Source organism: Chengkuizengella sp. SCS-71B, assembly GCF_040100845.1.
Taxonomy (GTDB): Bacteria; Bacillota; Bacilli; order Paenibacillales; family KCTC-33759; genus Chengkuizengella.
Map to the genome: position 1 here is coordinate 1,503,768 of NZ_JAZHSH010000001.1, position 22,459 is coordinate 1,526,226.

At 32.8% G+C, this 22,459-nt stretch carries 23 protein-coding genes and 1 pseudogene; 19 read left to right on the top strand and 5 right to left on the bottom strand.

Features of this window, described 5'->3' with window-relative positions; translation table 11 throughout:
• Positions 1 to 9: 9 nt before the first annotated feature.
• On the top strand, positions 10 to 1,308 hold the full coding sequence (locus tag VQL36_RS07380; protein ID WP_349248687.1) for a dihydrolipoamide acetyltransferase family protein: 1,299 nt from the start codon (positions 10 to 12) through the stop codon (positions 1,306 to 1,308).
• Positions 1,309 to 1,408: 100 nt separating this feature from the next.
• Here VQL36_RS07380 and prli42 read toward each other — a convergent pair whose 3' ends face one another.
• Entirely contained in the window at positions 1,409 to 1,510 is a 102-nt protein-coding gene (gene prli42, locus VQL36_RS07385) for a stressosome-associated protein Prli42 (protein WP_349248688.1), read from the bottom strand.
• Between the two features lie 111 nt (positions 1,511 to 1,621).
• Between prli42 and VQL36_RS07390 the strand changes: the two genes are divergently transcribed.
• Positions 1,622 to 2,752, top strand: a complete 1,131-nt coding sequence (locus tag VQL36_RS07390) for a M20/M25/M40 family metallo-hydrolase (protein WP_349248689.1) — start codon at positions 1,622 to 1,624, stop codon at positions 2,750 to 2,752.
• 211 nt (positions 2,753 to 2,963) lie between these two features.
• Positions 2,964 to 3,464, top strand: a complete 501-nt coding sequence (locus tag VQL36_RS07395) for a DUF2569 domain-containing protein (RefSeq protein ID WP_349248690.1) — start codon at positions 2,964 to 2,966, stop codon at positions 3,462 to 3,464.
• Between the two features lie 93 nt (positions 3,465 to 3,557).
• On the opposite strand, the gene VQL36_RS07400 is transcribed toward VQL36_RS07395, so the two are convergent.
• On the bottom strand, positions 3,558 to 4,136 hold the full coding sequence (locus tag VQL36_RS07400) for an XRE family transcriptional regulator (RefSeq protein WP_349248691.1): 579 nt from the start codon (positions 4,134 to 4,136) through the stop codon (positions 3,558 to 3,560).
• A 175-nt stretch (positions 4,137 to 4,311) separates the two neighbouring features.
• Between VQL36_RS07400 and VQL36_RS07405 the strand changes: the two genes are divergently transcribed.
• Both VQL36_RS07405 and VQL36_RS07410 read left to right on the top strand, forming a co-directional pair.
• The gene (locus VQL36_RS07405) at positions 4,312 to 5,001 is read left to right on the top strand and encodes an AzlC family ABC transporter permease (RefSeq protein WP_349248692.1); all 690 of its coding nucleotides are present in this window, start codon (positions 4,312 to 4,314) and stop codon (positions 4,999 to 5,001) included.
• Complete coding sequence (locus VQL36_RS07410; protein WP_349248693.1) at positions 4,994 to 5,302, top strand: AzlD domain-containing protein; 309 nt, start codon at positions 4,994 to 4,996, stop codon at positions 5,300 to 5,302. Before VQL36_RS07405 ends, VQL36_RS07410 begins: the two co-directional genes overlap by 8 nt.
• 88 nt (positions 5,303 to 5,390) lie before the next feature.
• On the opposite strand, the gene VQL36_RS07415 is transcribed toward VQL36_RS07410, so the two are convergent.
• Positions 5,391 to 6,713: a hypothetical protein gene (locus VQL36_RS07415; RefSeq protein ID WP_349248694.1), complete on the bottom strand. Its 1,323-nt coding sequence runs from the start codon at positions 6,711 to 6,713 to the stop codon at positions 5,391 to 5,393.
• Positions 6,714 to 6,968: 255 nt separating this feature from the next.
• Between VQL36_RS07415 and VQL36_RS07420 the strand changes: the two genes are divergently transcribed.
• The gene (locus tag VQL36_RS07420) at positions 6,969 to 8,132 is read left to right on the top strand and encodes a DUF3866 family protein (RefSeq protein ID WP_349248695.1); all 1,164 of its coding nucleotides are present in this window, start codon (positions 6,969 to 6,971) and stop codon (positions 8,130 to 8,132) included.
• Here VQL36_RS07420 and mciZ read toward each other — a convergent pair.
• Positions 8,032 to 8,259, bottom strand: a complete 228-nt coding sequence (mciZ, locus tag VQL36_RS07425; protein WP_349248696.1) for a Z-ring formation inhibitor MciZ — start codon at positions 8,257 to 8,259, stop codon at positions 8,032 to 8,034. The two genes, VQL36_RS07420 and mciZ, sit on opposite strands and share 101 nt — an antisense overlap.
• Before the next feature lie 120 nt (positions 8,260 to 8,379).
• Between mciZ and VQL36_RS07430 the strand changes: the two genes are divergently transcribed.
• The 6 genes from VQL36_RS07430 to VQL36_RS07455 all read left to right on the top strand — a co-directional run bounded on the left by VQL36_RS07430 (position 8,380) and on the right by VQL36_RS07455 (position 13,640).
• Entirely contained in the window at positions 8,380 to 8,955 is a 576-nt protein-coding gene (locus VQL36_RS07430) for an NUDIX hydrolase (RefSeq protein ID WP_349248697.1), read from the top strand.
• A 1-nt stretch (position 8,956) separates the two neighbouring features.
• Positions 8,957 to 10,120, top strand: a complete 1,164-nt coding sequence (locus VQL36_RS07435) for an endonuclease Q family protein (RefSeq protein WP_349248698.1) — start codon at positions 8,957 to 8,959, stop codon at positions 10,118 to 10,120.
• Between the two features lie 124 nt (positions 10,121 to 10,244).
• A complete protein-coding gene (gene spoIIM / locus VQL36_RS07440; RefSeq protein WP_349248699.1) occupies positions 10,245 to 10,868 on the top strand; it encodes a stage II sporulation protein M in 624 nt (207 codons plus the stop codon).
• 112 nt (positions 10,869 to 10,980) lie between these two features.
• Positions 10,981 to 11,424: a Fur family transcriptional regulator gene (locus VQL36_RS07445; RefSeq protein ID WP_160643780.1), complete on the top strand. Its 444-nt coding sequence runs from the start codon at positions 10,981 to 10,983 to the stop codon at positions 11,422 to 11,424.
• 156 nt (positions 11,425 to 11,580) lie between these two features.
• A complete protein-coding gene (gene ald, locus VQL36_RS07450) occupies positions 11,581 to 12,696 on the top strand; it encodes an alanine dehydrogenase (protein ID WP_349248700.1) in 1,116 nt (371 codons plus the stop codon).
• Between the two features lie 167 nt (positions 12,697 to 12,863).
• Entirely contained in the window at positions 12,864 to 13,640 is a 777-nt protein-coding gene (locus VQL36_RS07455) for a methyl-accepting chemotaxis protein (protein ID WP_349248701.1), read from the top strand.
• Between the two features lie 51 nt (positions 13,641 to 13,691).
• Here VQL36_RS07455 and VQL36_RS07460 read toward each other — a convergent pair whose 3' ends face one another.
• Positions 13,692 to 13,931: a hypothetical protein gene (locus VQL36_RS07460; RefSeq protein ID WP_349248702.1), complete on the bottom strand. Its 240-nt coding sequence runs from the start codon at positions 13,929 to 13,931 to the stop codon at positions 13,692 to 13,694.
• Between the two features lie 179 nt (positions 13,932 to 14,110).
• Between VQL36_RS07460 and VQL36_RS07465 the strand changes: the two are divergent.
• The 7 genes and pseudogenes from VQL36_RS07465 to VQL36_RS07495 all read left to right on the top strand — a co-directional run bounded on the left by VQL36_RS07465 (position 14,111) and on the right by VQL36_RS07495 (position 22,423).
• Positions 14,111 to 15,105, top strand: a pseudogene (locus VQL36_RS07465) (LacI family DNA-binding transcriptional regulator).
• Positions 15,106 to 15,198: 93 nt separating this feature from the next.
• On the top strand, positions 15,199 to 16,395 hold the full coding sequence (locus VQL36_RS07470) for an enolase C-terminal domain-like protein (protein WP_349248703.1): 1,197 nt from the start codon (positions 15,199 to 15,201) through the stop codon (positions 16,393 to 16,395).
• A 391-nt stretch (positions 16,396 to 16,786) separates the two neighbouring features.
• Positions 16,787 to 17,491 carry a response regulator transcription factor gene (locus VQL36_RS07475; RefSeq protein WP_349248704.1) on the top strand — a complete coding sequence of 235 codons (705 nt, stop codon included), beginning with the start codon at positions 16,787 to 16,789 and terminating at the stop codon, positions 17,489 to 17,491.
• Positions 17,488 to 18,522: a sensor histidine kinase gene (locus tag VQL36_RS07480; protein ID WP_349248705.1), complete on the top strand. Its 1,035-nt coding sequence runs from the start codon at positions 17,488 to 17,490 to the stop codon at positions 18,520 to 18,522. The genes VQL36_RS07475 and VQL36_RS07480 overlap by 4 nt, the downstream gene beginning before the upstream one ends.
• Positions 18,523 to 18,855: 333 nt before the next feature.
• Positions 18,856 to 19,596, top strand: a complete 741-nt coding sequence (locus tag VQL36_RS07485) for a DM13 domain-containing protein (protein WP_349248706.1) — start codon at positions 18,856 to 18,858, stop codon at positions 19,594 to 19,596.
• Positions 19,597 to 19,613: 17 nt separating this feature from the next.
• On the top strand, positions 19,614 to 20,906 hold the full coding sequence (locus VQL36_RS07490; protein ID WP_349248707.1) for a molybdopterin-dependent oxidoreductase: 1,293 nt from the start codon (positions 19,614 to 19,616) through the stop codon (positions 20,904 to 20,906).
• Between the two features lie 215 nt (positions 20,907 to 21,121).
• Positions 21,122 to 22,423: a DUF418 domain-containing protein gene (locus VQL36_RS07495; RefSeq protein WP_349248708.1), complete on the top strand. Its 1,302-nt coding sequence runs from the start codon at positions 21,122 to 21,124 to the stop codon at positions 22,421 to 22,423.
• Positions 22,424 to 22,459: the final 36 nt, after the last annotated feature.

Sequence of the window (22,459 nt, forward strand, 5' to 3'; positions counted from 1 at the left end):
AGTATTCCTATGATTCAAGAAATCACAATGCCACAGCTTGCAGAGAGCGTGGTTTCTGCAACAATCGTAAAATGGTTAAAAAGCCCTGGTGATTTTATTGAAGAATTTGAACCTTTATGTGAAATAATGACAGAAAAAGTGACAGCTGAATTACCTAGTACTGTCGAAGGTGTTTTACAAGAGATTTTCATAGAAGAAGGCGCAACTGTTGACGTAGGTACAGTCATTTGTAATATTAAAATCAAACAAGATGAAAGCGTATCTAATGTTCAAGAAGTCTCCTCACAGATTCAACAAGTAGAAAGAGATGCAATAAATAATGTTGCTTCTGATCCTGATCAAAGCATGAGAAATCGATATTCACCTGCGGTTCAAAGAATCGCAGCGGAAAACCATGTGGATCTAAACCTAGTTCATGGAACAGGGGTAGGGGGAAGGATTACTAGAAAAGATGTATTACATTATATCGAAAATAAACCTGAGGAACCAATGGTATCCATCTCTTCTCAAGCTGCAGTTATACCTGAAATTAAAAAAGTAGAAGCTGTTGGAAAAACTGGACTTTCAGCTCCTCCAAAACCTTTGGTTGAGGATAATCAAAAAGAAGCAGAAAATGAGTATTTTATCGATGTAACTCCCGTTAGAAGTGCTATTGCTTCAAATATGAGAAAAAGTGTAACTGAAATCCCTCATGCTTGGACGATGGTTGAGGTGGATGTTACAAATTTAGTAAATTTAAGAAATAAAGTGAAACAGGAATTCTTTCAAAAAGAAGGAGTTAACTTAACTTACTTAGCTTTTATTATTAAAGCGGTTGTGAATGCAATAAAAGATTATCCTATTTTAAATTCTTCTTGGGCAGAGAACAAAATTATTGTTAAAAAAGACATTAATATTTCATTGGCTGTTGGTACAGAGGATTCAGTTTATGTTCCAGTCATTAAACACGCTGATCATAAAACGATTGCTGGAATAGCTAAAGATATTGATTCATTAACGAAAAAAACAAGAGCAGGGAAGTTAACATTAGATGATATGCAAGGTGGCACTTTTACTTTAAATAATACAGGAGCTTTTGGTTCCATTTTATCGAATCCGATTATTAGTTATCCGCAGGCAGCAAACTTATCGTTTGAATCGATTGTAAAGAAACCAGTAGTTATCGATGATATGATTGCTGTTCGTTCAATGGTTAACATGTGCTTATCTCTTGATCATCGAATTCTTGATGGTGTCATTTGTGGCAGGTTCTTACAAAGAGTGAAAGAAAATATTGAATCTTTTGGACTTGAGACTAAACTATATTGAAATTAAGAATATAAAAGGGTATCTCAACTTAAAGAATAAGCGGATACCCTTTTTTGTACGACATTTTATAAAATATAATTTAATCAATTTTTACCAATTGTTAAATGCCTAATATAGAAACACCAGTTACAACTACAGACAATAACATAGACGCTATCATTACATAAATAATTATTTTAAACCATAATTTATTTTTGCCCATACATTTACATCTCCTTTTGGTCATACTAAAATAGTACTATACTGGCTATCACAAATGAGCCAAGCTATATAATTATATTGTAACTTATAATACATATCGGAGGGAAGAGTTTTGATACAAGAAAAACGTTTAGTGGATGAGTTTATAGAGTTAGTACAGGTAGATAGCGAAACAACATTTGAAAAGGAAATATCCATTGTCTTAAAAGAAAAGTTCACTCAATTGGGACTTTCCGTGTTTGAAGATGATGCAGAGGAAAAAACTGAACATGGGGCTGGGAACTTAATTGCAACCTTAGAGGCAACTAAAGGAAAGGAAAGTGTGTCTCCAATTTATTTTACATGTCATATGGACACTGTAGCTCCAGGCAAAGGAATTAAACCTCAGATTGATGATGATGGTTATATTCGTTCTGATGGTACAACGATTTTAGGTAGCGACGATAAAACGGGTATCGCAGTGATGTTTGAAGTAATTCGTGTTCTTAAAGAGGAAAATATACCACATGGTAAAATACAATTTGTAATTACTGTCGGTGAAGAAGCAGGACTTGTAGGAGCATGTGTATTTGATCCAAAACATTTGGATGCAAGTTTTGGTTATGCTTTAGATTCCGATGGCAAAGTCGGTGAAATATGTGTAGCTGCACCATTCCAAACTCATGTAGACGTTGTGATCAAAGGGAAAACTGCTCATGCTGGGGTTAGCCCTGAAAAAGGAATCAGTGCAATACAAGTTGCAAGTAAAGCCATTTCAAGAATGAAATTAGGTAGAATTGATCCTGAAACATCAGCAAATATTGGAAGCTTTGATGGTCGAGGACCTCGTAATGTAGTAAGCGATAAGGTTGTCATTGTTGCTGAAGCAAGAAGTCTTGTGAAGGAAAAAATGGTCAACCAAGTGAATGAAATGAGAGAAGCTTTTTATTCTACTGCAGAGGAATTTGGTGCAGAGGTTGAATTTGAAACAGAAGAACTCCCAGGATTTTTCTTTGATGAAACAGCACCATTAGTTAAATTAGCTATGAAATCAGCAGAGAAAATTGGACGTGAATCAAAAACAACTCATTCAGGTGGAGCAAGTGACGCAAACATCTTTAATGGAATGGATGTACCAACAGTTAATTTATCTGTAGGTTATGAGAATATTCATACAACTGCTGAACAAATGCCAATTGAAGAATTAGTGAAAAGTGCTGAGCTAGTACTACAAATTGTGAAAGATGTTACTGATGGAGAGTAACAACTTATAAGTTGTTATCGTGAGATTTAATAAAGAGAAAAATTATTTCCCCCGTATGCATTGTTAGTACACAAGCTTATGCCTTGAAAGTTAAACAATATGTACAGGGGGTATTTTAATGCACTAGTTTATGTGGAATCCCTTAGTGGATTGTATTATTACAAGTGTTTATATTGAAAACGATTTTATACATCTAGAAGGAGTGCGTTCTTTGGATACAAAAACTATAGAAAATACGAATGAAAAACTTCCATTAGGAATTTCTGGATTAGGAGGCTGGTTAATATTAGTACAGATTGGATTGTATGGAACAATCTTAATGTTAATTGCTCAGATCTTTTTATATATAATACCATCATTCAAACCTGAGACATGGAGTTTAATTACTTCTCCAGAATCAGTATATTACCACTCTTTATTGGGCCCTTTAATTGTTTTTGAAGCTGTTGCAAATTCATTAATGTTAATATTTTGTATATTTATACTATTCAATTTTTATAAAAAGAAATCTAAGTTGCCTCTGTTAATGATCTTCTTTTATAGTAGCAGTTTACTTATTTTAACAATTGATATGATTGCGATATATCAAATTACTCAATTTGAAGATGATGAGAGTCAAATAAGAGATTTTGTTAGAATGCTAATTACTTGCTTGATATGGATACCATATTTTATTAAATCTAAAAGAGTGAAAAATACTTTTGTGAGATAATTAAATTCTTAACATTACAAAAAAGTAGGGCAAGGTTGAAACCCTTGTTGCTACTTTTATTGTTTATAAACCATCAATTGTTCAATTTTTGTATTACGTTATGTTTTGGTAACTGATTGTAAAATGAAGTTCGGCTAACTCTGAGCTTGGATTTATATATTTATGTGCATTATCTGCTTTAAAACAGATCGAATCATGTTTCTGTAAAACATAGGTGTTTCCCCTTACTTCAATGGTTAATTCACCAGACATAACTGTCACATATTCAACAACACCTGCAGGATGTGCTTCAGACTCATATTCACTATAGGGTTGTAAATATCCTCTAAACAATTCAAAAGACTGAGAATTATTATTAAACATATGTTCAACTATAAATACTTTGTCAGAACTATTGAATTGAAAACCTTCCTTTTTACGAGAAATTAGAACATCCGATTCAACTGAAAACAAACTAGTTAGGGGGACAGATAAGCCACTTGCTATTTTCCATAACACTGACAATGTAGGATTTGCTTCGCCCCTTTCTATTTTACCTAATGTTAATTTGCTAACCCCTATATGATTGGCCAATCCCTCTATGCTAAGTCCTTTCATAGATCTTAAATTTCTTAACTTTGTACCAACTCGTTTTCCAACCTGTTCTTCATCCCAAAAATTATCAGAATTCATGCTTACCCCCATATTACTTTTGCATTTAAATCCATTATATATTTTTATTGTTTAAAATAAATTTTAATAAATTTTAATATACAATTCAACTAAAAAGTGTTGTCATATATTAAATACATATAATATAATTACCTATAAGTATATTATAATATACATTTGGAGGATGGGATATTAGATGAATAGTCATTTATTTAAAAAAGGAGCTATAGCTGCCTTACCTTTAGTTATAGGTTATTTACCTGTTGGTATTGCCTTTGGTATTATCGCACAAGAAACAGGTATATCATTATTTCATTCTGTACTCATGTCGAGTGTTGTTTATGGGGGAGCAAGTCAGTTTATGATGTTGAATATGTTTGCCACAGGATCAGGTTTTTTTGAAATTATACTTGCTACATTTATCATTAACTTTCGATTTTTTGTCATGAGTTTATCTCTGAATCAGTTATTTAATAAGGTCCCTAAACGGTGGAAAACTTTTTTAGCCTTAGGTCTCACTGATGAAACATTTGCTGTTGCCTCTATAAATAATAGACCTAATGTTTATTTTTTGGTTGGATTATTTCTGACTTCCTATGTATCTTGGATCGTAGGCACATTATTAGGAGCATTGCTTTCAACAATTATACCTTCTAGCATTAGTGAAAGTATGTCTATAGCACTTTATGCATTATTTATTGGTTTGCTCATACCCGCTGTGAGAACGGCATGGAAATATGGTTTAGTGGCTGTTATTAGCATGTTGATAAATGGGATTTTTAGTGGATGGTTATTAATCAGCAGTGGCTGGTCTATGTTGTTAGCCACTTTATTAGGCAGTTTGGTTGGGGTTTTCATTTTTAAAGGGGAGAAGCAACATGATTGACTCTGTTTTATTAATTATTCTAGGGATGTCTCTTGCAACAATGTTTCCACGTTATTTACCTGTATGGATTGTTGAGCGTTTCATAATGCCTAATTGGATAAAGTTATGGTTAAGTTATATTCCTTACGCTGCATTAGGAGCACTTATTTTTCCTGGAATTTTAACGATTGAAGAAGGTGAGCCTTGGATTGGTTTAATAGGAGGGATTATAGCTACTTGTCTTGTTTTACTAAGATTAAATATATTATTTGTGATATCAGGTTCGGTTCTTGTTGTGTTCTTATTAAAATTATACATGTAGTTGATCATTTTATTAGAAGTAAAACATCAACAATATCTAAAGCAACAGAAAAAAGGAGGGGAAAACCCTCCTTTAGTATTTTTTAAAATTAATCTCTGTCTTTTCCCTTATCCTTGTTTTTATCTTTTCCATGTCTTTTATCGTTACTTTCTTTATCTTCATTAATTTCACTTTTGATTTCATCTTTTGTTTTACCTTCATAATCAATCCCATTTTGCACTGCTTTTTTGATCCAGCCTTCACTTAGTTGACTATTTTCAGATTTCAACTCATCAATTGCTTCAAAAATTTCTTCTTTAGATAGGCCTTCTATATCAATACCTAAATTCATAGCTTTTTTCTGCCATCCATATAAGTGGTTATCTTTTTCATTAACTGGTTCTTGTTCTTCAACTTCTTGTTCAATTTTTTCTTCAAAATACTGTTTAATTTCTTCTCGAATTTCTGTGTTTGATTTGCCTTCAGTGTCAATTCCTAAAAATTCAGCAAAGTTAATTAATCTTTCTTCAGAAAATTCGAAATCATAATCATCTTCTACTTCTTTGATTGCTTCTCGAACTTCTTCTAAAGTCATACCTTCAATGTCAATACCAAGCAGCTCTGCAATGGTTTGTAGTTGATCAGAAATTTCTGTCATATGATTCATTCTAATGGCTTCAAGAAGCTCCTCTTTAGATTGACCCTCAGTATCGATGCCAAGATTCTCTGCAATGACTTTTAATTCTTCTAACGTTAATTGCAGTTGTGATTGTTTATAATATTTAATTTTTTCTCTAATTTCTTCAATAGATAAATCAATAAATTCTAAATCTAATTCTATTGCCAATTCAGTAAATAATGAATCTTGAGCCTCTTTGATGGATTTGCGAATCTCTTCAGCTGTTTGATTCTCGATTTCTATTCCAAATCGTTCTGCAATGGCTTCTAACTCCTCCAAAGATAAATCGTCATCTTTGATGGCTTCTCTAATTTCCTCATGAATTTCCTCCATTGTTTTATCCTCAATATCAATGTCAAGTTTTCCTGCGATGTTCTCTAACTCCTCCATAGATGATTGGTTATGTCTTTCTTTTATAACCTTTCTGATATCTTCTCGCAATTGTTGGTTAGATTTATCGTCCGTATCAATACCCATTCCTTCAGCAATAACAATTAATTCTTCAATTGATAAGTTTTCGAACTTCTCTTTAGCGGCCTTTTGAATTTCTTCACGTAATTCTTCTTTGGATTTATCCTCTATATCTATGCCAAAACGTTCTGCTATTTCTTCTAAATGATCCTTTTCTATCATTTGATAGATATTTGTTCGTTCTGTATTTGACTCATGTGCATTAGCAATTCCTATGACTCCTGCGCTTCCACCTCCAATTAATAATGCTGATAAAGCAACTGAACTTATCACTTTTTTCATAAATGTTCACTACTCCTAGGTTGTATGTATTTTTTGGTATATATTTATTATAAAAAATGAATATAAATGATAGGTTAAGTTAACCTTAAAATAACATTAAAAAATTTTGATGTTCTTTTTTTACTAGAAAACTAGATTAAGAACTACAAAATTTTAGCTCACACGACGTTAAAAGCACATAAATCGTACTTTAAATGTTTTTATTAGCATAATATCAATTGAGAGAGTGAGATTTGAGGAAGGGTGTAAATAGGGATGATAAATTGGAGAATTGGTATCGTAACAAAAATTGATAAAGCTAAAGATAACGTACAGTTCATCCAAGTGAAAGAAGAAAATGGTGAAATAATAAAAGCAATTCATTATACAGATGTTCACCCTTCAGTACAGATCGGATATGAAGTATTATTAAATACAACTGCTGTTGATTTACAATTAGGTTCAGGTGGATTTCATTTTGTTTATATGATTTTAAACAATAAAAAATATTTAAATAAGGGAGAAAGTAACAATAGATTTAAAAATAGTAGTAAAAGCATTCCTAAGAAAATAGGTCACATAATGAAGTTGAGATATACTCCTCAACAAAGAGCAGTACTCACATGTGAGGAGGCAGATAGTCCAACTCATTCGTTATTTTTGGAAGAAAGAAATTTAGAAGGTACACCCGTACTTATTGGTGAACTACATAGCATGCTACCCATATTATGCACTTGGCTGCAATATAAACAAAATCAAGACAGAATTTCTAATGAATTAAAAATTGGATATGTAATGAGTGATGGAGGAGCTTTGCCTATTTCGTTCAGTGAACATGTAGCTCAATTAAAAAACATAAATTGGATTGAAGGAACAATTACGTATGGACATTCGTATGGTGGAGATATTGAGGCAGTTAATAAATTTACTGCTTTAATTGCAGCGAAACATATTTTACAAGCCGATATCATTATTGTTCTAATGGGTCCAGGTATTGTTGGCACAGGTACAAAATTAGGGCATACTGGGATTGAGGCTGGGGAAATTGCAAATGCTGTATCTATTCTTGGAGGTATTCCTATTATGACCACACGTATTAGTTTTCATAGGGAACGTGATAGGCATAAAGGAATAAGCCATCATGTTCTAACAACTCTATCTAACATCACATTACAAAGCTCAAGAGTACCGATACCTTTAAATTTGCCGAAGGAATATATAGATCATATTCAAAAGCAACTAACTGATTATCATCTTTATAAGAAGCATATTATCACATTGAATACAGAATTATTTATTGATGAAGTAGAAAAAAGTATGGAGTTATACCCTTATCCAATTAAGTCGATGGGAATGGAATTACACGAAGATCCATATTTTTTTCTTGGGGTTTGTTGTGCTGCCCAAGATGCTTTGGATGTTGTGAAGTGGGAGCGATAGAATTTAAATAATCAACTAGTGTAATATGTTTATATTTAGATTGTTTTATTAAAGAATTAAGGTGAGAACGAATTTCCCATGCCTTTCCTACGAAAGTAATTTGATTTTGTAAAATATAAGATTTCATTGTTCAACATTCCCTTCACATGTTAAGATATTTTAAAAAAATAATTACGTAAGTTGTAGTATTTCAAATATTATATGACCATAATGGACAAGTTATGTATAAATATGGGGGGATTTTGTGATGAGCCACAAACCATCTAATGGAGAATTTAATCAAAGATTTGAAGAAATAACTGTGGAGACTGAACAGATTTTCAAAGGGAAAATTATTTCGTTACAAGTCGACAAAGTGAAACTTCCAAATGGGAAAATGTCAGCTCGGGAAATTGTTAAACATCCAGGTGCTGTAGCGGTGTTAGCAATATATGAAGATAAAATGATTGTTGTAGAGCAGTATCGTAAACCTTTAGAAAAAAATCAGATTGAAATTCCTGCCGGTAAATTAGATCCTGGTGAAGAACCAAAGGAAGCGGCACTTAGAGAACTGAAAGAAGAAACAGGATTTGATTGTGGTTCCATAAAACATATCAACTCTTTTTATACCTCACCAGGATTTGCGGACGAGAAAATCTTTCTGTTTTTAGCCGAGGAGTTAACAAGAGGAGAAATGAAACTTGATGAAGATGAGTTCTTGTCATGTGATAGTATTACTTTAGAGCAAGCACTAGAATATATAAAGGAAGAGAAAATAAGCGATGCCAAAACGATCACAGCTATTTATGCTTGGCAAATCTATAAATTAACAGGGAAAATTTAGAATGCAGACATATTATGCAGATTTACATATACATATTGGACGAACGAACAAGGGCAAGGCGGTTAAGATAACAGCAAGTAAGGATTTAACCTTCTATAACATAATGGAAGAAGCTTCCACGCGAAAAGGAATGGACATTATCGGCATCATTGATTGTCAGTCTCCAGCTGTTCAAGAAGATATTCTTTATTATTTAAATGAAGGTTCGATGAAAGAAGTGGATGGTGGAGGTATTCAATTTAGAAATACAACGATGATGCTAGGAAGTGAAATAGAGATTTGTGACGAGGGGTTTGGACCGGCTCACGTATTAGCCTATTTACCAAATTTACAAAACATGATGGATTTTACTAGATGGATGAGCAAACATATGAAAAATGTAAATTTAAGTACTCAAAGGCTTTATGTGCCAGCAAAAATACTACAAGAAGAAGTGATTGGAAGAGATGGTTTATTCATTCCAGCGCATATTTTTACACCTCATAAGAGTGCATATGGTAGCTGTTCCTCTAAACTTTCACATGTATTCAATTTAGATTTTATCTCTGCAGTCGAATTAGGATTAAGTGCAGACTCAGAAATGGCTGGTTTAATTTCAGAGTTAAATGATATTCCTTTTTTAACAAATTCAGATGCCCATTCGTTAGGGAAAATAGCTAGAGAATATAATCAGTTAAGACTAAAGCGTCCAACTTTTTCTGAATTTAAAAAAGCACTGCTTCGTAAGGATGGCCGTGAAGTATCAGCAAATTTCGGATTGAATCCAAAGTTAGGCAAATATAATCGAACTTATTGTTCTAATTGTTCCTCTATTATTGAAGAAAACAAATCTGTCCTTCAAAGATGCACTTATTGTGGAAGTGAGAAAATAGTACGGGGAGTATTTGATCGTATTACTCAAATAGCTGACCAGGAAAGTTCAAGGAACAATAAACCTCCATATTTTTATCAAGTTCCCTTGGAGTTTATTCCTGGACTGGGACCAAGAAAATTAAATCTACTGCTATCCCGTTTTGGCACTGAAATGAATGTACTCCATCTTGCCACTAGAGAGCAAATTAGTGAAGTAGTTGGAGAAAAATTATCAGATTTAATTATGTTAGCAAAAGAAGGGAGAAGTCTGATAATGACAGGAGGAGGAGGAACCTATGGGAAGATAACATAATTCTTAAGTTCAAAAATCCCATTTTGAAACCTCAAATTGTTCGAATCTACCTCTATTAATTTGTCATAGTTTAATTCTTAGATTCATAGAATGTAACAATAGGACAATAGGAGGAAAGAATTGTATGAATATGCAGTATTACTTGAAAGAGCATCTCTCTCTCTATATCTTTGTTTCGGTATTATTTTTAATGGGTATTATTTTTGGAGCGTTGATGGTAAATGCATTATCATTTGAGCAAACAGAGGACATGTCAAGTTATCTTGGAAGTTTTTTTAAAATGATAAATCAGGAAACGGATTTAAGCAGTAAACAGCTCTTACAGGAAACCTTTGGCTTACACTTGAAATGGATGCTTTTAATTTGGGTACTAGGTTTATCAGTAATTGGGTTACCATTTATTCTAATTCTTGATTTTTTAAAAGGTGTTCTGATCGGTTTTACGACTGGGTATATTGTTGGTGAACTTTCATGGGATGGGTTTCTATTTGCACTTGTATCTATTGCGCCTCAAAATTTGATTATTGTCCCAGTCATTATTATCGCTAGTGTATCGGGAATTTCCTTTTCTATTTATTTAATTAAAAACCGTTTCCTGCAAAAAAGAGGGAATATGTCAAAACCCTTTATGACGTATTCATTTTTAATATTATCTTTAATAGGTATTCTTTTCGTCATATCCTTATATGAAACGTATTTAACTCCTTCAATTATGAAATGGATCACCCCGATGTTATTGTCTGTTTGACTTTACTCATGACCTCCCACTATAATGATACTAGGATGATAGGATTGGCAATTTTGTTATGTTTATATAGAGTTCTTCTTACAGATGATTGAGTATTTTAGGGGGAAGGAATATGGAGGCGCGGATTGAAAAAATCAAACAGCAGTTACAAGCTCAAGGTTATAAATTAACACCTCAACGTGAAGCAACTGTTCGCGTTTTATTAGAAAATGAAGAGGATCATTTAAGCGCTGAAGATGTATACATGCTCGTGAAGGATAAGGCCCCCGAAATTGGTCTTGCTACTGTTTATCGCACTTTGGAACTTCTGAATGAATTACATGTAGTTGAGAAAATGAATTTTGGTGATGGTGTTGCAAGGTATGATCTAAGAAATAATGATAAAAATCACCACCATCATCATCTCATATGTGTTCAATGTGGAGCAGTAGATGAAATTATGGAAGATTGGTTAGGTCCTTTAGAGGAGAGACTTGCTAAAGAGTATAACTTTAAAGTTATTGATCATCGCCTTGATTTTCAAGGTATATGTCATCGCTGTAATGAAAAACAATAAAAACATATTATATACAACTCGCTCTCATACTCGTAGAAATCAGTGATGGGGGTATTTTTGTTTTTTTTTGGAAATCCTATCTCATAGTTAATATTTTATTTTAAAATGGATACAAAATATATCATAGTTAGTATAACTTAAGGAGCGTGTTTTGAAGTGATCATCGGAGTGCCAAAAGAGGTAAAAGTAAATGAAAATCGTGTGTCTTTAACACCTGCAGGTGCAGGAATGCTGACGCAATCAGGTCATCAAGTCTTCTTGGAAAAAGGAGCAGGAGAAAATAGCGGTTTCTTAGATGAAGATTATATTCAAGAAGGGGTTAATATTTTACCTACTGCTCATGACGTATGGTCTAAGGCAGAAATGATTATTAAAGTAAAAGAACCTCTTCCCTCAGAATATGAATTATTTCAAGAAAATCAAGTTGTATTTACATATTTGCACCTTGCAGCTGCTGGTGATTTAACAGATCATTTATTACAAAAAAACGTAACTTCAATCGCTTATGAAACCATTCAATTACCAACGGGTGAATTACCTTTATTAACTCCAATGAGTGAAGTCGCAGGGAGAATGTCTGTTCAAGTTGGGGCGCAGTTTTTAGAAAATTACTATGGCGGACGAGGTGTTCTTTTAGGTGGTGTACCAGGAGTTCCACCAGGTGATGTGTGTATTATTGGAGGAGGTGTTGTTGGTACAAATGCAGCCAAAATGGCATTAGGTATGGGGGCAAGTGTAGTTATAGTCGAAAAAAGTGCGCAACGAATGAGACAATTAGATGATTTATTTAATGGAAGAGTCCGTACATTAATGTCCAATCCATACAATATTTTAAGTGCTGTTCAAAAAGCAGATTTATTAATCGGCGCTGTATTAATACCAGGAGCACGTGCCCCTAAATTAGTAACAGAAGATATGGTAAAACAAATGAAAAATGGTGCAGTTGTAGTTGATGTTGCAGTGGATCAGGGTGGCACGATTGAGACGATCGACCGAGTAACTTCTCATAGTGAACCGACTTATGAAAAATATGGGGTTATTCATTATGCTGTTGCTAATATGCCTGGTGCCGTACCAAGAACATCAACATTAGCTTTAACCAATGTGACAATGCCATATGTTATGGAACTAGCTAATAAAGGATTTGATCAAGCAATTAAAGAAAACCAAGCATTAAAATTAGGTGTGAATACTTATAAAGGAAAATTAACTTATAAAGCTGTTGCAGATGCTGTTGATCACCCTTTCAATCCATTAGATGAAATCCTATAAAATTTATTTTAATTTAAATACAATTATTTCAATATACATCCCACTTCCGAGTTGAAGTGGGTGTTTTATATATTTTTTTTTAGGTGGGTAAAATAGTAGATTTTATGTAGAATTATGTATAACATTATATTATAGATTTTCTAACTAAGCAGAAAGGGGATTTAGGAATGAACGGAGATCTTAAAAGAAATTTAGATGATATCGAAAGTGCTAAGGAAACGATGAGGGAACAAAAGAGTCTTGTTCAAGGTTTGGTGGATCATTCTAATGACGTTGCTGTCCATGCTTCCGATGTAATGGAAAAGGTAGGGAACATTAAATTATTATCTTCCCATACTGTTAATTTATCACAAGAAGGAGAGAAGCAAATTGAACAAACGGTAGCTCAAATGGAGCAAATAAATCAGAGAACAGAAGATATTGCAAAAAAGATGAATACTTTAACAGAGCTTTCTACAGATATATTACAAGTGGTTGATGTATTACAGCAGATTGCATCTCAGACAAAGTTATTATCACTAAATGCTGCAATAGAAGCTGCACGAGCAGGAGATCATGGAAGAGGTTTTGGTGTAGTTGCTTCTGAAGTGCGAAAACTAGCAGAAAGTAGTGAGAAATCTTCAAAAGAAGTTGAAAGTATAATCAGTCAGATTACAAAAGAAATTAATGATCTAGTAAAAGAAACAAATAATAGTGAGAAAGATACTGAGAAGGGCAAAACAGATGTTGAAAATGCAAAACAAAAATTCCTAATGATTCAATCCGCAGTTGACACATTAAGCAAAGATAACGAGGAAGTGTTTCTGAAAGCTACAGCGATGAACGAAATTAGTGTAACTATTAGTGAATTAAGCAAACCTATCGCTGACAATCGAGAACGGATATCTCAAGGTGTTGACGCAGCTGTGAATATCGCTGAAATATGTGAAGTGAAAACTACATAATCTTCTGTTTTGGGGAATATAAATTTTTTGTGTAGATTTACACAAAATTTCTTACGTTCTCTCTGTTTTAATCTCTGTTTTAATACATAGTTTAACCATTAAAAAAGAACCAACATTTTCTTTTTGAATGTGTTGGTTCTTGTGTTTATTACGATATAAGTAATCTTTTTTTGTTTTTGTTTTTCTTGTATGCATGTCGATTAATGCAAAGGGGCTTCGGTTTTCAGCTGGATTCCTTCTTCCTTCTCGTTCCAATCTTTCTCTGAACTTTTTAGCTTTTGATTTAGCCAAATCAATCACTCCTTCTATTTAATTACAAAATTCATTATATCACAATTAAAGGACTATATTTATGGGAAGAGAGCAGTAATAAGATAATAAAAGTATTGAAATCTAATTTATCATTATTTATAATAGTTTGTATCAATTAATGTAATCGATTACATAGGAGTTAAGAAAATATGACAAAGATGTCCGATGTAGCAAAACTTGCTGAAGTATCTACAGCTACAGTTTCCAGAGTATTGCAAAAACCAGAAACAGTAAAAGAAGAAACGAAACAAAAAGTATTAGAAGTAATCAGAAAACTAGACTATCAACCGAATGTGCTAGCAAGAAATTTTAGAAGGCTGGAAACAAAAACAATTCTAGTTGTCATGCCAAGTATTTTAAACAATGTATTTTCACAAATTATTGTTGGTATTGACTACGAAGCAACAAAAAGTGGCTATCAGGTGATACTAGGAAATACGATGCAAGATGAACAAAGGGCACACGGTTTGATTAACCATCTAAAACAAAAACAGGTAGATGGTATGATTTTATTAACAGCAAGACTAGATATGAATGAACTGATAAAATTGCAAAAGAGTATTCAGTAGTGTTAGTTTCTGATTATTTAGACAATTTGAACGTTGTACCAACCGTTGCTATTGATAATATGAAGGAAAGTTACCGTATCACTGAACACCTAATTAAATTAGGTCATACAAAAATAGCTCATATATCAGGTCTGCTTGATATGTCCATCAGTAGAGATCGATTAAGTGGTTATCAAAAAGCTTTAATGGATCATAACCTTCCAATCGAATTTGATTATTCAACAAAGGGTGATTTTTCATTCCAGTCAGGTTATGACAATATGTTAAGCTTATTGAATTTAAAATATCCTCCAACGGCAGTTGTAACCGCTAGTGATCTGATGGCAATGGGAGCTGTTAAAGCAGCAAAGAAAAAAGGCTTGAGAGTTCCTAACGATATAGCAGTTGTTGGTTTTGATGATATAGAGTTTTCAAAACTATTTGAACCAGCATTAACAACGATAGCACAACCTTTTTTTGAAATGGGTAAAAAAGCAATGAATCTCTTACAACAACAAATTGCAGGGGAACAAATCAAAAACGACATGTTTTTATTAAAAAGTGAATTAAAAATAAGGGAATCATGTGGTTTTAACTCAAATTAGTCAATATTAGAAAATATATATATTTTCAATTTATATGAAATCGATTTCAAATAATTAACATAATTTAGAGAAAAAAGTGAGGAGTAATAATAAATGATCACAATCAGAGATGTAAAAACAATACTAACTGCACCAGAGAAAATTAACCTTGTCGTAGTAAAAATTGAAACTTCTGAGCCAGAATTATATGGTTTAGGGTGTGCTACATTTACGCAAAGATATTTGACGGTTCAAAATGCGATAGAAGAATATTTAAAACCTTTCTTAATTGGAAAAGACGTTCAACGTATAGAGGACATTTGGCAGACATCGATGGTAAGTGGATATTGGAGAAACGGACCAGTTCTAAATAATGCAATATCTGGGGTAGATATGGCGCTTTGGGACATCAAAGGGAAACTTGCAAATATGCCATTGTATCAATTATTAGGTGGTAAATGTCGAGAAGCTGCCCCTGTATATATACATGCTGATGGAAGAACAAAAGAAGAAGTAAGAGAAAATGTTCGTTCATACAAGGAAGAAGGATATCATTATATTCGATGTCAGATGGGTCTGTATGGTGGAAAAGAACAGAAAATGATTAAACCAGATAATGCACTCGATGGAGCTTATTATGACCCTAAGGTTTACATGAGGGATGTAATTAGCTTATTTGATTATTTAAGATCTAAACTCGGTTCAGAGATTGAGCTATTGCATGATGTTCATGAACGTTTAGCTCCCATAGATGCGGTTAGATTTGCAAAACAGCTAGAACCATACAATCTATTTTTTTTAGAAGATGCTTTACCACCTGAACAAATAGAATGGTTTAAAACGATTCGTCAGCATAGTACAACACCAATTGCTATGGGTGAGTTATTTAATAATCCAAATGAGTATATTCCATTAATTAAAGATCAATTAATTGATTTTATTCGTATTCATGTGAGTCAAATAGGTGGAATTACACCAGCTAAAAAATTAATATCATTATGTGAGTCGTTTGGGGTAAGAACGGCCTGGCATGGACCTGGCGATCTATCCCCAGTTGGACATGCTGCAAATGTACATCTTGATATCAGTAGTATAAATTTTGGAATACAAGAGATGAATAAATTTAATGATGCCATCCAAGAAGTATTCCAAGGTACTCCAGAAGTAAAAAATGGTTATGTATATCCGAATGAAAAGCCGGGTATTGGTGTTGAAATAAATGAAGAACTAGCAGAAAAATATCCATGTACAAATCAGCTGCCAACTTGGACTTTAGCAAGGTTACCAGATGGGACTTCTGCTCGTCCTTAATAATTTGTATAGAACTAAATAGTGAAGAGAAGGTAGAGATACTATAAATAAATTATATCTCTACTTTTTTATACTATAAAATAAGAAAATATATTTGAACTATGAGACCCTTAGTTATTTTTCTATAATAATCATAAATAAGTTATAATAAGCAAAATAGCTATAAATTTTTTATGAAGCTGATTGTTAGAAAATAGTAAACCTGAGTAATAATAATGGGTATTAAAGACATTATTAAAATTGCTATTTTTACTTTACCATATGGTTTGATTTTACTTATTTTTTATAGAGCCTTTTAAAACGTGAATTTATGTAACATATTTATAGGATGCGTAGCCAAATAGTTAGATACTGTGGATTTTGTCCATATTTAAATGATAGGAGTATTGTTATGGAAAATACAATTTTAGTAGCTGATGATGAAACAAACATAACCGATGTTTGTTCTAGATATTTAGAGAGAGAAGGTTACCATGTCATTACAGTTAATGATGGTGAAGCGGCTCTTGAAATGTGGAAAAAAGAATCACTTGATTTAATTATCCTTGATTTAATGATGCCAGGAAAAACTGGGTGGCAAGTTTGTGAGGAAATTAGAAATCAGGACGACATCCCTATTATTATGTTAACTGCAAGGGCTGAGGAAATGGATCGAGTAATGGGACTTACAATGGGTGCGGATGATTATTTAACCAAACCATTCAGTCCGAGGGAATTAGTGTTGAGAGTAAAAGGAATTTTACGCAGACAGCAGCGTGCAGTTGTTCAACCTTCCTCAAAACCTGATATCATTAAATTTTCAGGATTAGAAATTGATGTGAAAAGAAGAAGTGTAACGGTGAACGGGAAGCCAATAGAATTAACATATAAAGAGTTTGAAGTTTTATTATTATTATCGAGTCATCCTAATCAAGTTTTCTCAAGGGATCAATTGCTAAATAAAGTATGGAATAGTGATTATGAAGGAGATATGAATACAGTTACTGTGCATGTACGGAGATTAAGGGAAAAGATAGAGCCTGAAGCTTCAAAACCAAAGTATATAAAAACAGTATGGGGTATTGGATATAAAATTGAAGGAAGTAACGAATCATGAAATTGAGAACTTATTTATTTTTGGCGAATATCATTAGCATGGGTTTTATCCTTTTTTCTTTATTTTATGTTTATGATCATATGAAATTATCTCGTGAAGATTTTGTGCTTTTAAGCTCAGTCACTTTAGGGGCTAGTCTGCTCTCTTTTATCATTCATTTTATTGTTGTGCATCCTGTACAAAAGTCACTTCGTCTGATTACAGAACAAGCAAAAAGAATTTCCGAAGGTGATTTTCAAGGAGAAGTTCCAGATATTGGCCCCAAGGAATTTAAAGAATTATCTTTACAATTTAATGAAATGAATAAAAAATTAGACGAAAGTTTTCAAAAAATAAAACAAACTGAATCCTCTAGAAGGGAATTAGTTGCTAATGTTTCTCATGATTTAAGGACACCGCTTGCTTCCATTCAATCCTTTGTAGAAGCACTTCAGGATGATGTTATTCAAGATAAAAACAAAATGAAAGAATATTTAAATACAATTCAATTAGAATCTAAAAGATTGGGGAATTTAATTGATGATTTATTTCATCTATCAAGGTTAGATGCTGGTGCAGATAAGTTTAAACCTGAATCTAGCTTTATTGATCCTATCATTATTGAAACACTGCAAGGTTTTGCGATTCAATTTGAAGAAAAGGAATTAGAGATCTCAGTAAGCATGCCTGATGATTTACCTCGCTTATCCTTGATGCCTCATAAAATCATTCGTGTTTTACAAAATTTAATTGGAAACGCAATAAGACATTCACCAAATGGAAGTACTATTGAGCTTTCTGTTCAAAATTTAGATGAAAAAAAAGTGTTAGTTTCAATCAAAGATCAGGGAGAAGGTCTACTAGCTGATGAAAAAGAAAAAATATTTGAACGGTTTTATCGTACAGATAAATCAAGAAATAGATACAGTGGAGGTTCTGGACTTGGTTTAGCAATCGCTAAAGGAATCATTGATCTACACGGTGGAGAAATAGGTGTTGAAAGTGAAGATGGAGTGGGAAGTCGTTTTTGGTTTACATTACTTAAAAATTAAACCCATTCATAATGATGATTCCAAATGGTAAATATTCCTCAGCTTAAAAAAAGAAGATGACAATTGTTTGCTCATTTTTAATCAAATAATAAGACCTTTAACATGAGGTCTTATTTTTCTATGAAAAACTTCCACCACTGCAATAATAGCTTTTTTTGTTTTAGTATTATCTCTGATAATATGCTGAATACCTCGTTTTCTAAGTACGTTAAAAACACTACTTTTTATCTTTTTTAATGTAATACTTTCTTAATATTTAATTTATTTTTAATTAAGATGTATCATCTATACTTCAACTTATAGTTAGAACAAATTTGAGAGGATGAAGAAAAAATGAAATTAACAGCGCAGAAAAAAATAATAATTGGTGTGGTCATTGTAGCAGTATTAGGTGTAGGGTGGTGGTTAGCCTCTCCACTATTTATTGACAAACAGGTAAATGAACCTCTTCCATTATCAAGTGGAGCGACAACAGATGAAATAAAAGATAAAGAAATGATGGACGACGAAATGAAGGATGACATGAAAGACAAAGAAATGATGGACGACGAAATGAAGGATGACATGAAAGACAAAGAAATGATGGACGACGAAATGAAGGATGACATGAAAGACAAAGAAATGATGGACGACGAAATGAAGGATGACATGAAAGACAAAGAAATGATGGATGACGAAATGAAGGATGACATGAAAGACAAAGAAATGATGGACGACGAGATGAAGGATGATATGAAAGAAGAAATGGTCGATCTTAGTTTTTCTGGCAGTTTTGTAGATGCTGATAGTAGCCATTCAGCTTCAGGAGATGTATTTACAGTTAATACAGATGACGGTGTATATTTACGTTTTGAAAATTTTGAAGCAACAAACGGTCCTGATTTATATGTTTATCTAGCTAAATCTGGTGAGGAAACTTCAGATGGAATTAGATTAGAGAAACTAAAAGGAAATGTTGGAGATCAAAACTACTTACTTCCAGAAGGAGTTGATTTAAGCGAGTATGATAAAGTAGTTATATGGTGTAAAGCATTTGATGTAGATTTTGGTTATGCTAAATTATCCAAATCATAATATTGGATGTGATTTCATTGAAAAACAAATTTAATTGGTTTAAAATTCCATATGGAAAAAAACTAAGAAATCTTCATAAATGGAATGCTTGGGTTATATTGATTTTAGCCATCACCGGAGGGGTATTATATATCCCCTCCATCCGTGGTGATTTGGGCTTGGTCCGAACGATTCTGAAAGAATTTCACATTTATATTGGGTTTATATCCATTTTATTATTGGTGATGTATATTCCTAATTTATTTAAACATATGAAACAACTAAGAAAAAAAACAAATCAAAAATTTAATTTAGGTGTTGTTTTATTCCTTATTATAGGGTGGAGTTTATCAGGATTAGTATTGTGGCAATATAGAAACTTGCCACCTGCTTGGACAAATACAGCATTGTTTTATCATGATTTATTAACTTGGATCGGTATCCCTTATGTGATTTATCATTCCATCACAAGATTAAGGTGGTTAAATAAGAAACGAATAGCTTCCAAGAAAGAAGACCAAACTGCTCCTTCCAACCAAGAAATGAACGATGAAACTGAAGATAATAACGATATTCAAAAACGAATTGTAATGTGGATAGAAAAATCTCCTATTTCTCGTCGCAGTTTCATGAGAGTATCCGTAGGTACATTGTTAATACTAGGAATTGGTCCATTCTTTTATAAATGGATGAAAAAAACGCTGGATACAGGTGGCTCGGATTTAACAGAATTCACTGCAGGAGATGGCAATCGAATGTTGCCAGCACCAACACCACTTCCTGATTCTCAAAAGGTAATTGGAGGGGGAAGTCAAGGAAATTACAGAGTTTATACAGTCACAGAAATTCCATCTTTCTCATCAGACTCATGGTCATTTACGATTACAGGATTAGTTGGTAAAGAATTGACTTGGAATTGGGAACAATTTTTAAAAATACCGAGGAAGGTCCAAATTAGTGATTTTCACTGTATAACCGGATGGTCTGTATACAGTAATACTTGGGAGGGCATCCCACTATCTCAGTTATTAGATTTGGCGGGTATAGATTCGAAAGCAAAATACGTCAAGTTATATTCAGGAGATGGTGTATATACCGATGCTTTATCTTTAGAACAGGCTAAATTAGATGATGTCATGGTAGCTGTGTTATTAGATGGAAAACCAATTCCACAGAAGTTAGGAGGTCCAGTAAGGTTAGTAGTTCCACAAATGTATGCGTACAAATCAGTGAAATGGCTGCAAGCTATAGAATTAATTGAAGAGGAATATATGGGATACTGGGAAGTACGTGGGTACGAAAATGATGCATGGGTAAAGGGGAGAGCTTGATTTAATCAAGCTCTTTCCTCATTAAATTCAGATGTTGTAGACTGCCAACTAATTCATTCAATTGTAAAATTATGCTATAACTAGTTCACTTATGTAATGTAATATCATTTCTCCTCAATATTACCCTAAAAAACAATGATTTCTCCAGAGTAAAAAGTGGAGAAATTTTGTACTTTATAAGTAAATTGATTACGTTTTGGGGAGGTAGTGATATAATGAAAGATCAAAATGAAAAAACACATCTATTTCAAAAAGTCGGATTGGAAGGAGACGAAGTTCATATTTTACAGAAAAAAAAACCAACACAACCACAGGAAAGAATGGTGATTTTGGATATACTAAGAGGTTTTGCAATTTTAGGAATCCTAATATCTAATATGCCATATTTTCAGTCACCTCAGATATATAATGATTTATTAGTGGATAAGATTTGGATTCACGCTTGGGATCCATATATAGATAAGTTGTATGTGGCATTCATCAAAGGAAAGTTTTATACAATGTTTTCCTTTTTATTTGGTCTGGGTTTTATTTTATTTATACAACGAGCAGAGAGGTCAATAAATAAACCTCGAATTTTATTTGCACGCAGAATGTTGGTTTTATTAGGGATTGGTATTATTCATGCGATTTTTATATGGTGGGGAGATATTCTTGTTATCTATGCTCTAATTGGATTTATCTTATTGTTTTTTTATAAATCTTCTCCAAAAGTGCTTTTAACATGGGCAATTGGTTTAGTCACTGTTTATAATGTTTTAAATTACTTGTTAGTAAGTCTTATCGTTCCAAAGGAGAACGCAGTTGATACAGGAAGTATCACACATGCATCAAACGGAATATTGGAAAATATGAGGTCTTCATTAAATCATTATGGAGAAGGGACTTTAACTGAAATTATATTACAAAATATCAATGACTGGTTATATATTTTTCCTTCTAGTATCATCTCTGCATTGTTTCTGATTTTACCTATGTTTTTATTAGGAGCTTATTTTGGAAAGCGGAGTATTTTTGTTAGGTTGAATGAACATCTTTCCCTTTTTAAAAAAATATGGATTTGGAGTCTGATATTTGGATTTACATTACAGATGGTGAAATTGTGGGCATCTAATTATTTAACTACAAATCCAGAATCAATATACAGTTTTTGGTATTTTGTAGGGGTTACAATTGGAGATCCTCTAGTTTGTTTCTTTTACCTTACATCTATTGTATTATTATTTCAGAAACAGGTTTTTAAAAATCTATTTACACATATCAGTAGAGTTGGTCGAATGGCATTAAGTCATTATCTATTTCAATCTGTTATTTGTTCCTTTATTTTCTATAATATTGGATTAGGTCTATATGGTGACATAGGATTTGGTTTGGGACTATTAATAGCTTTAATCATTTATAGCCTACAGCTTTGGTTTAGCTTCATTTGGTTCAAAAAATATCAATACGGCCCACTAGAGTGGATATGGAGAATGTTAACTTATGGTAGTAAAATCAGAATAAATAGGGGAAAATAGGTTTTTAAATGGACTTTCATACTTACATTAGGAGGA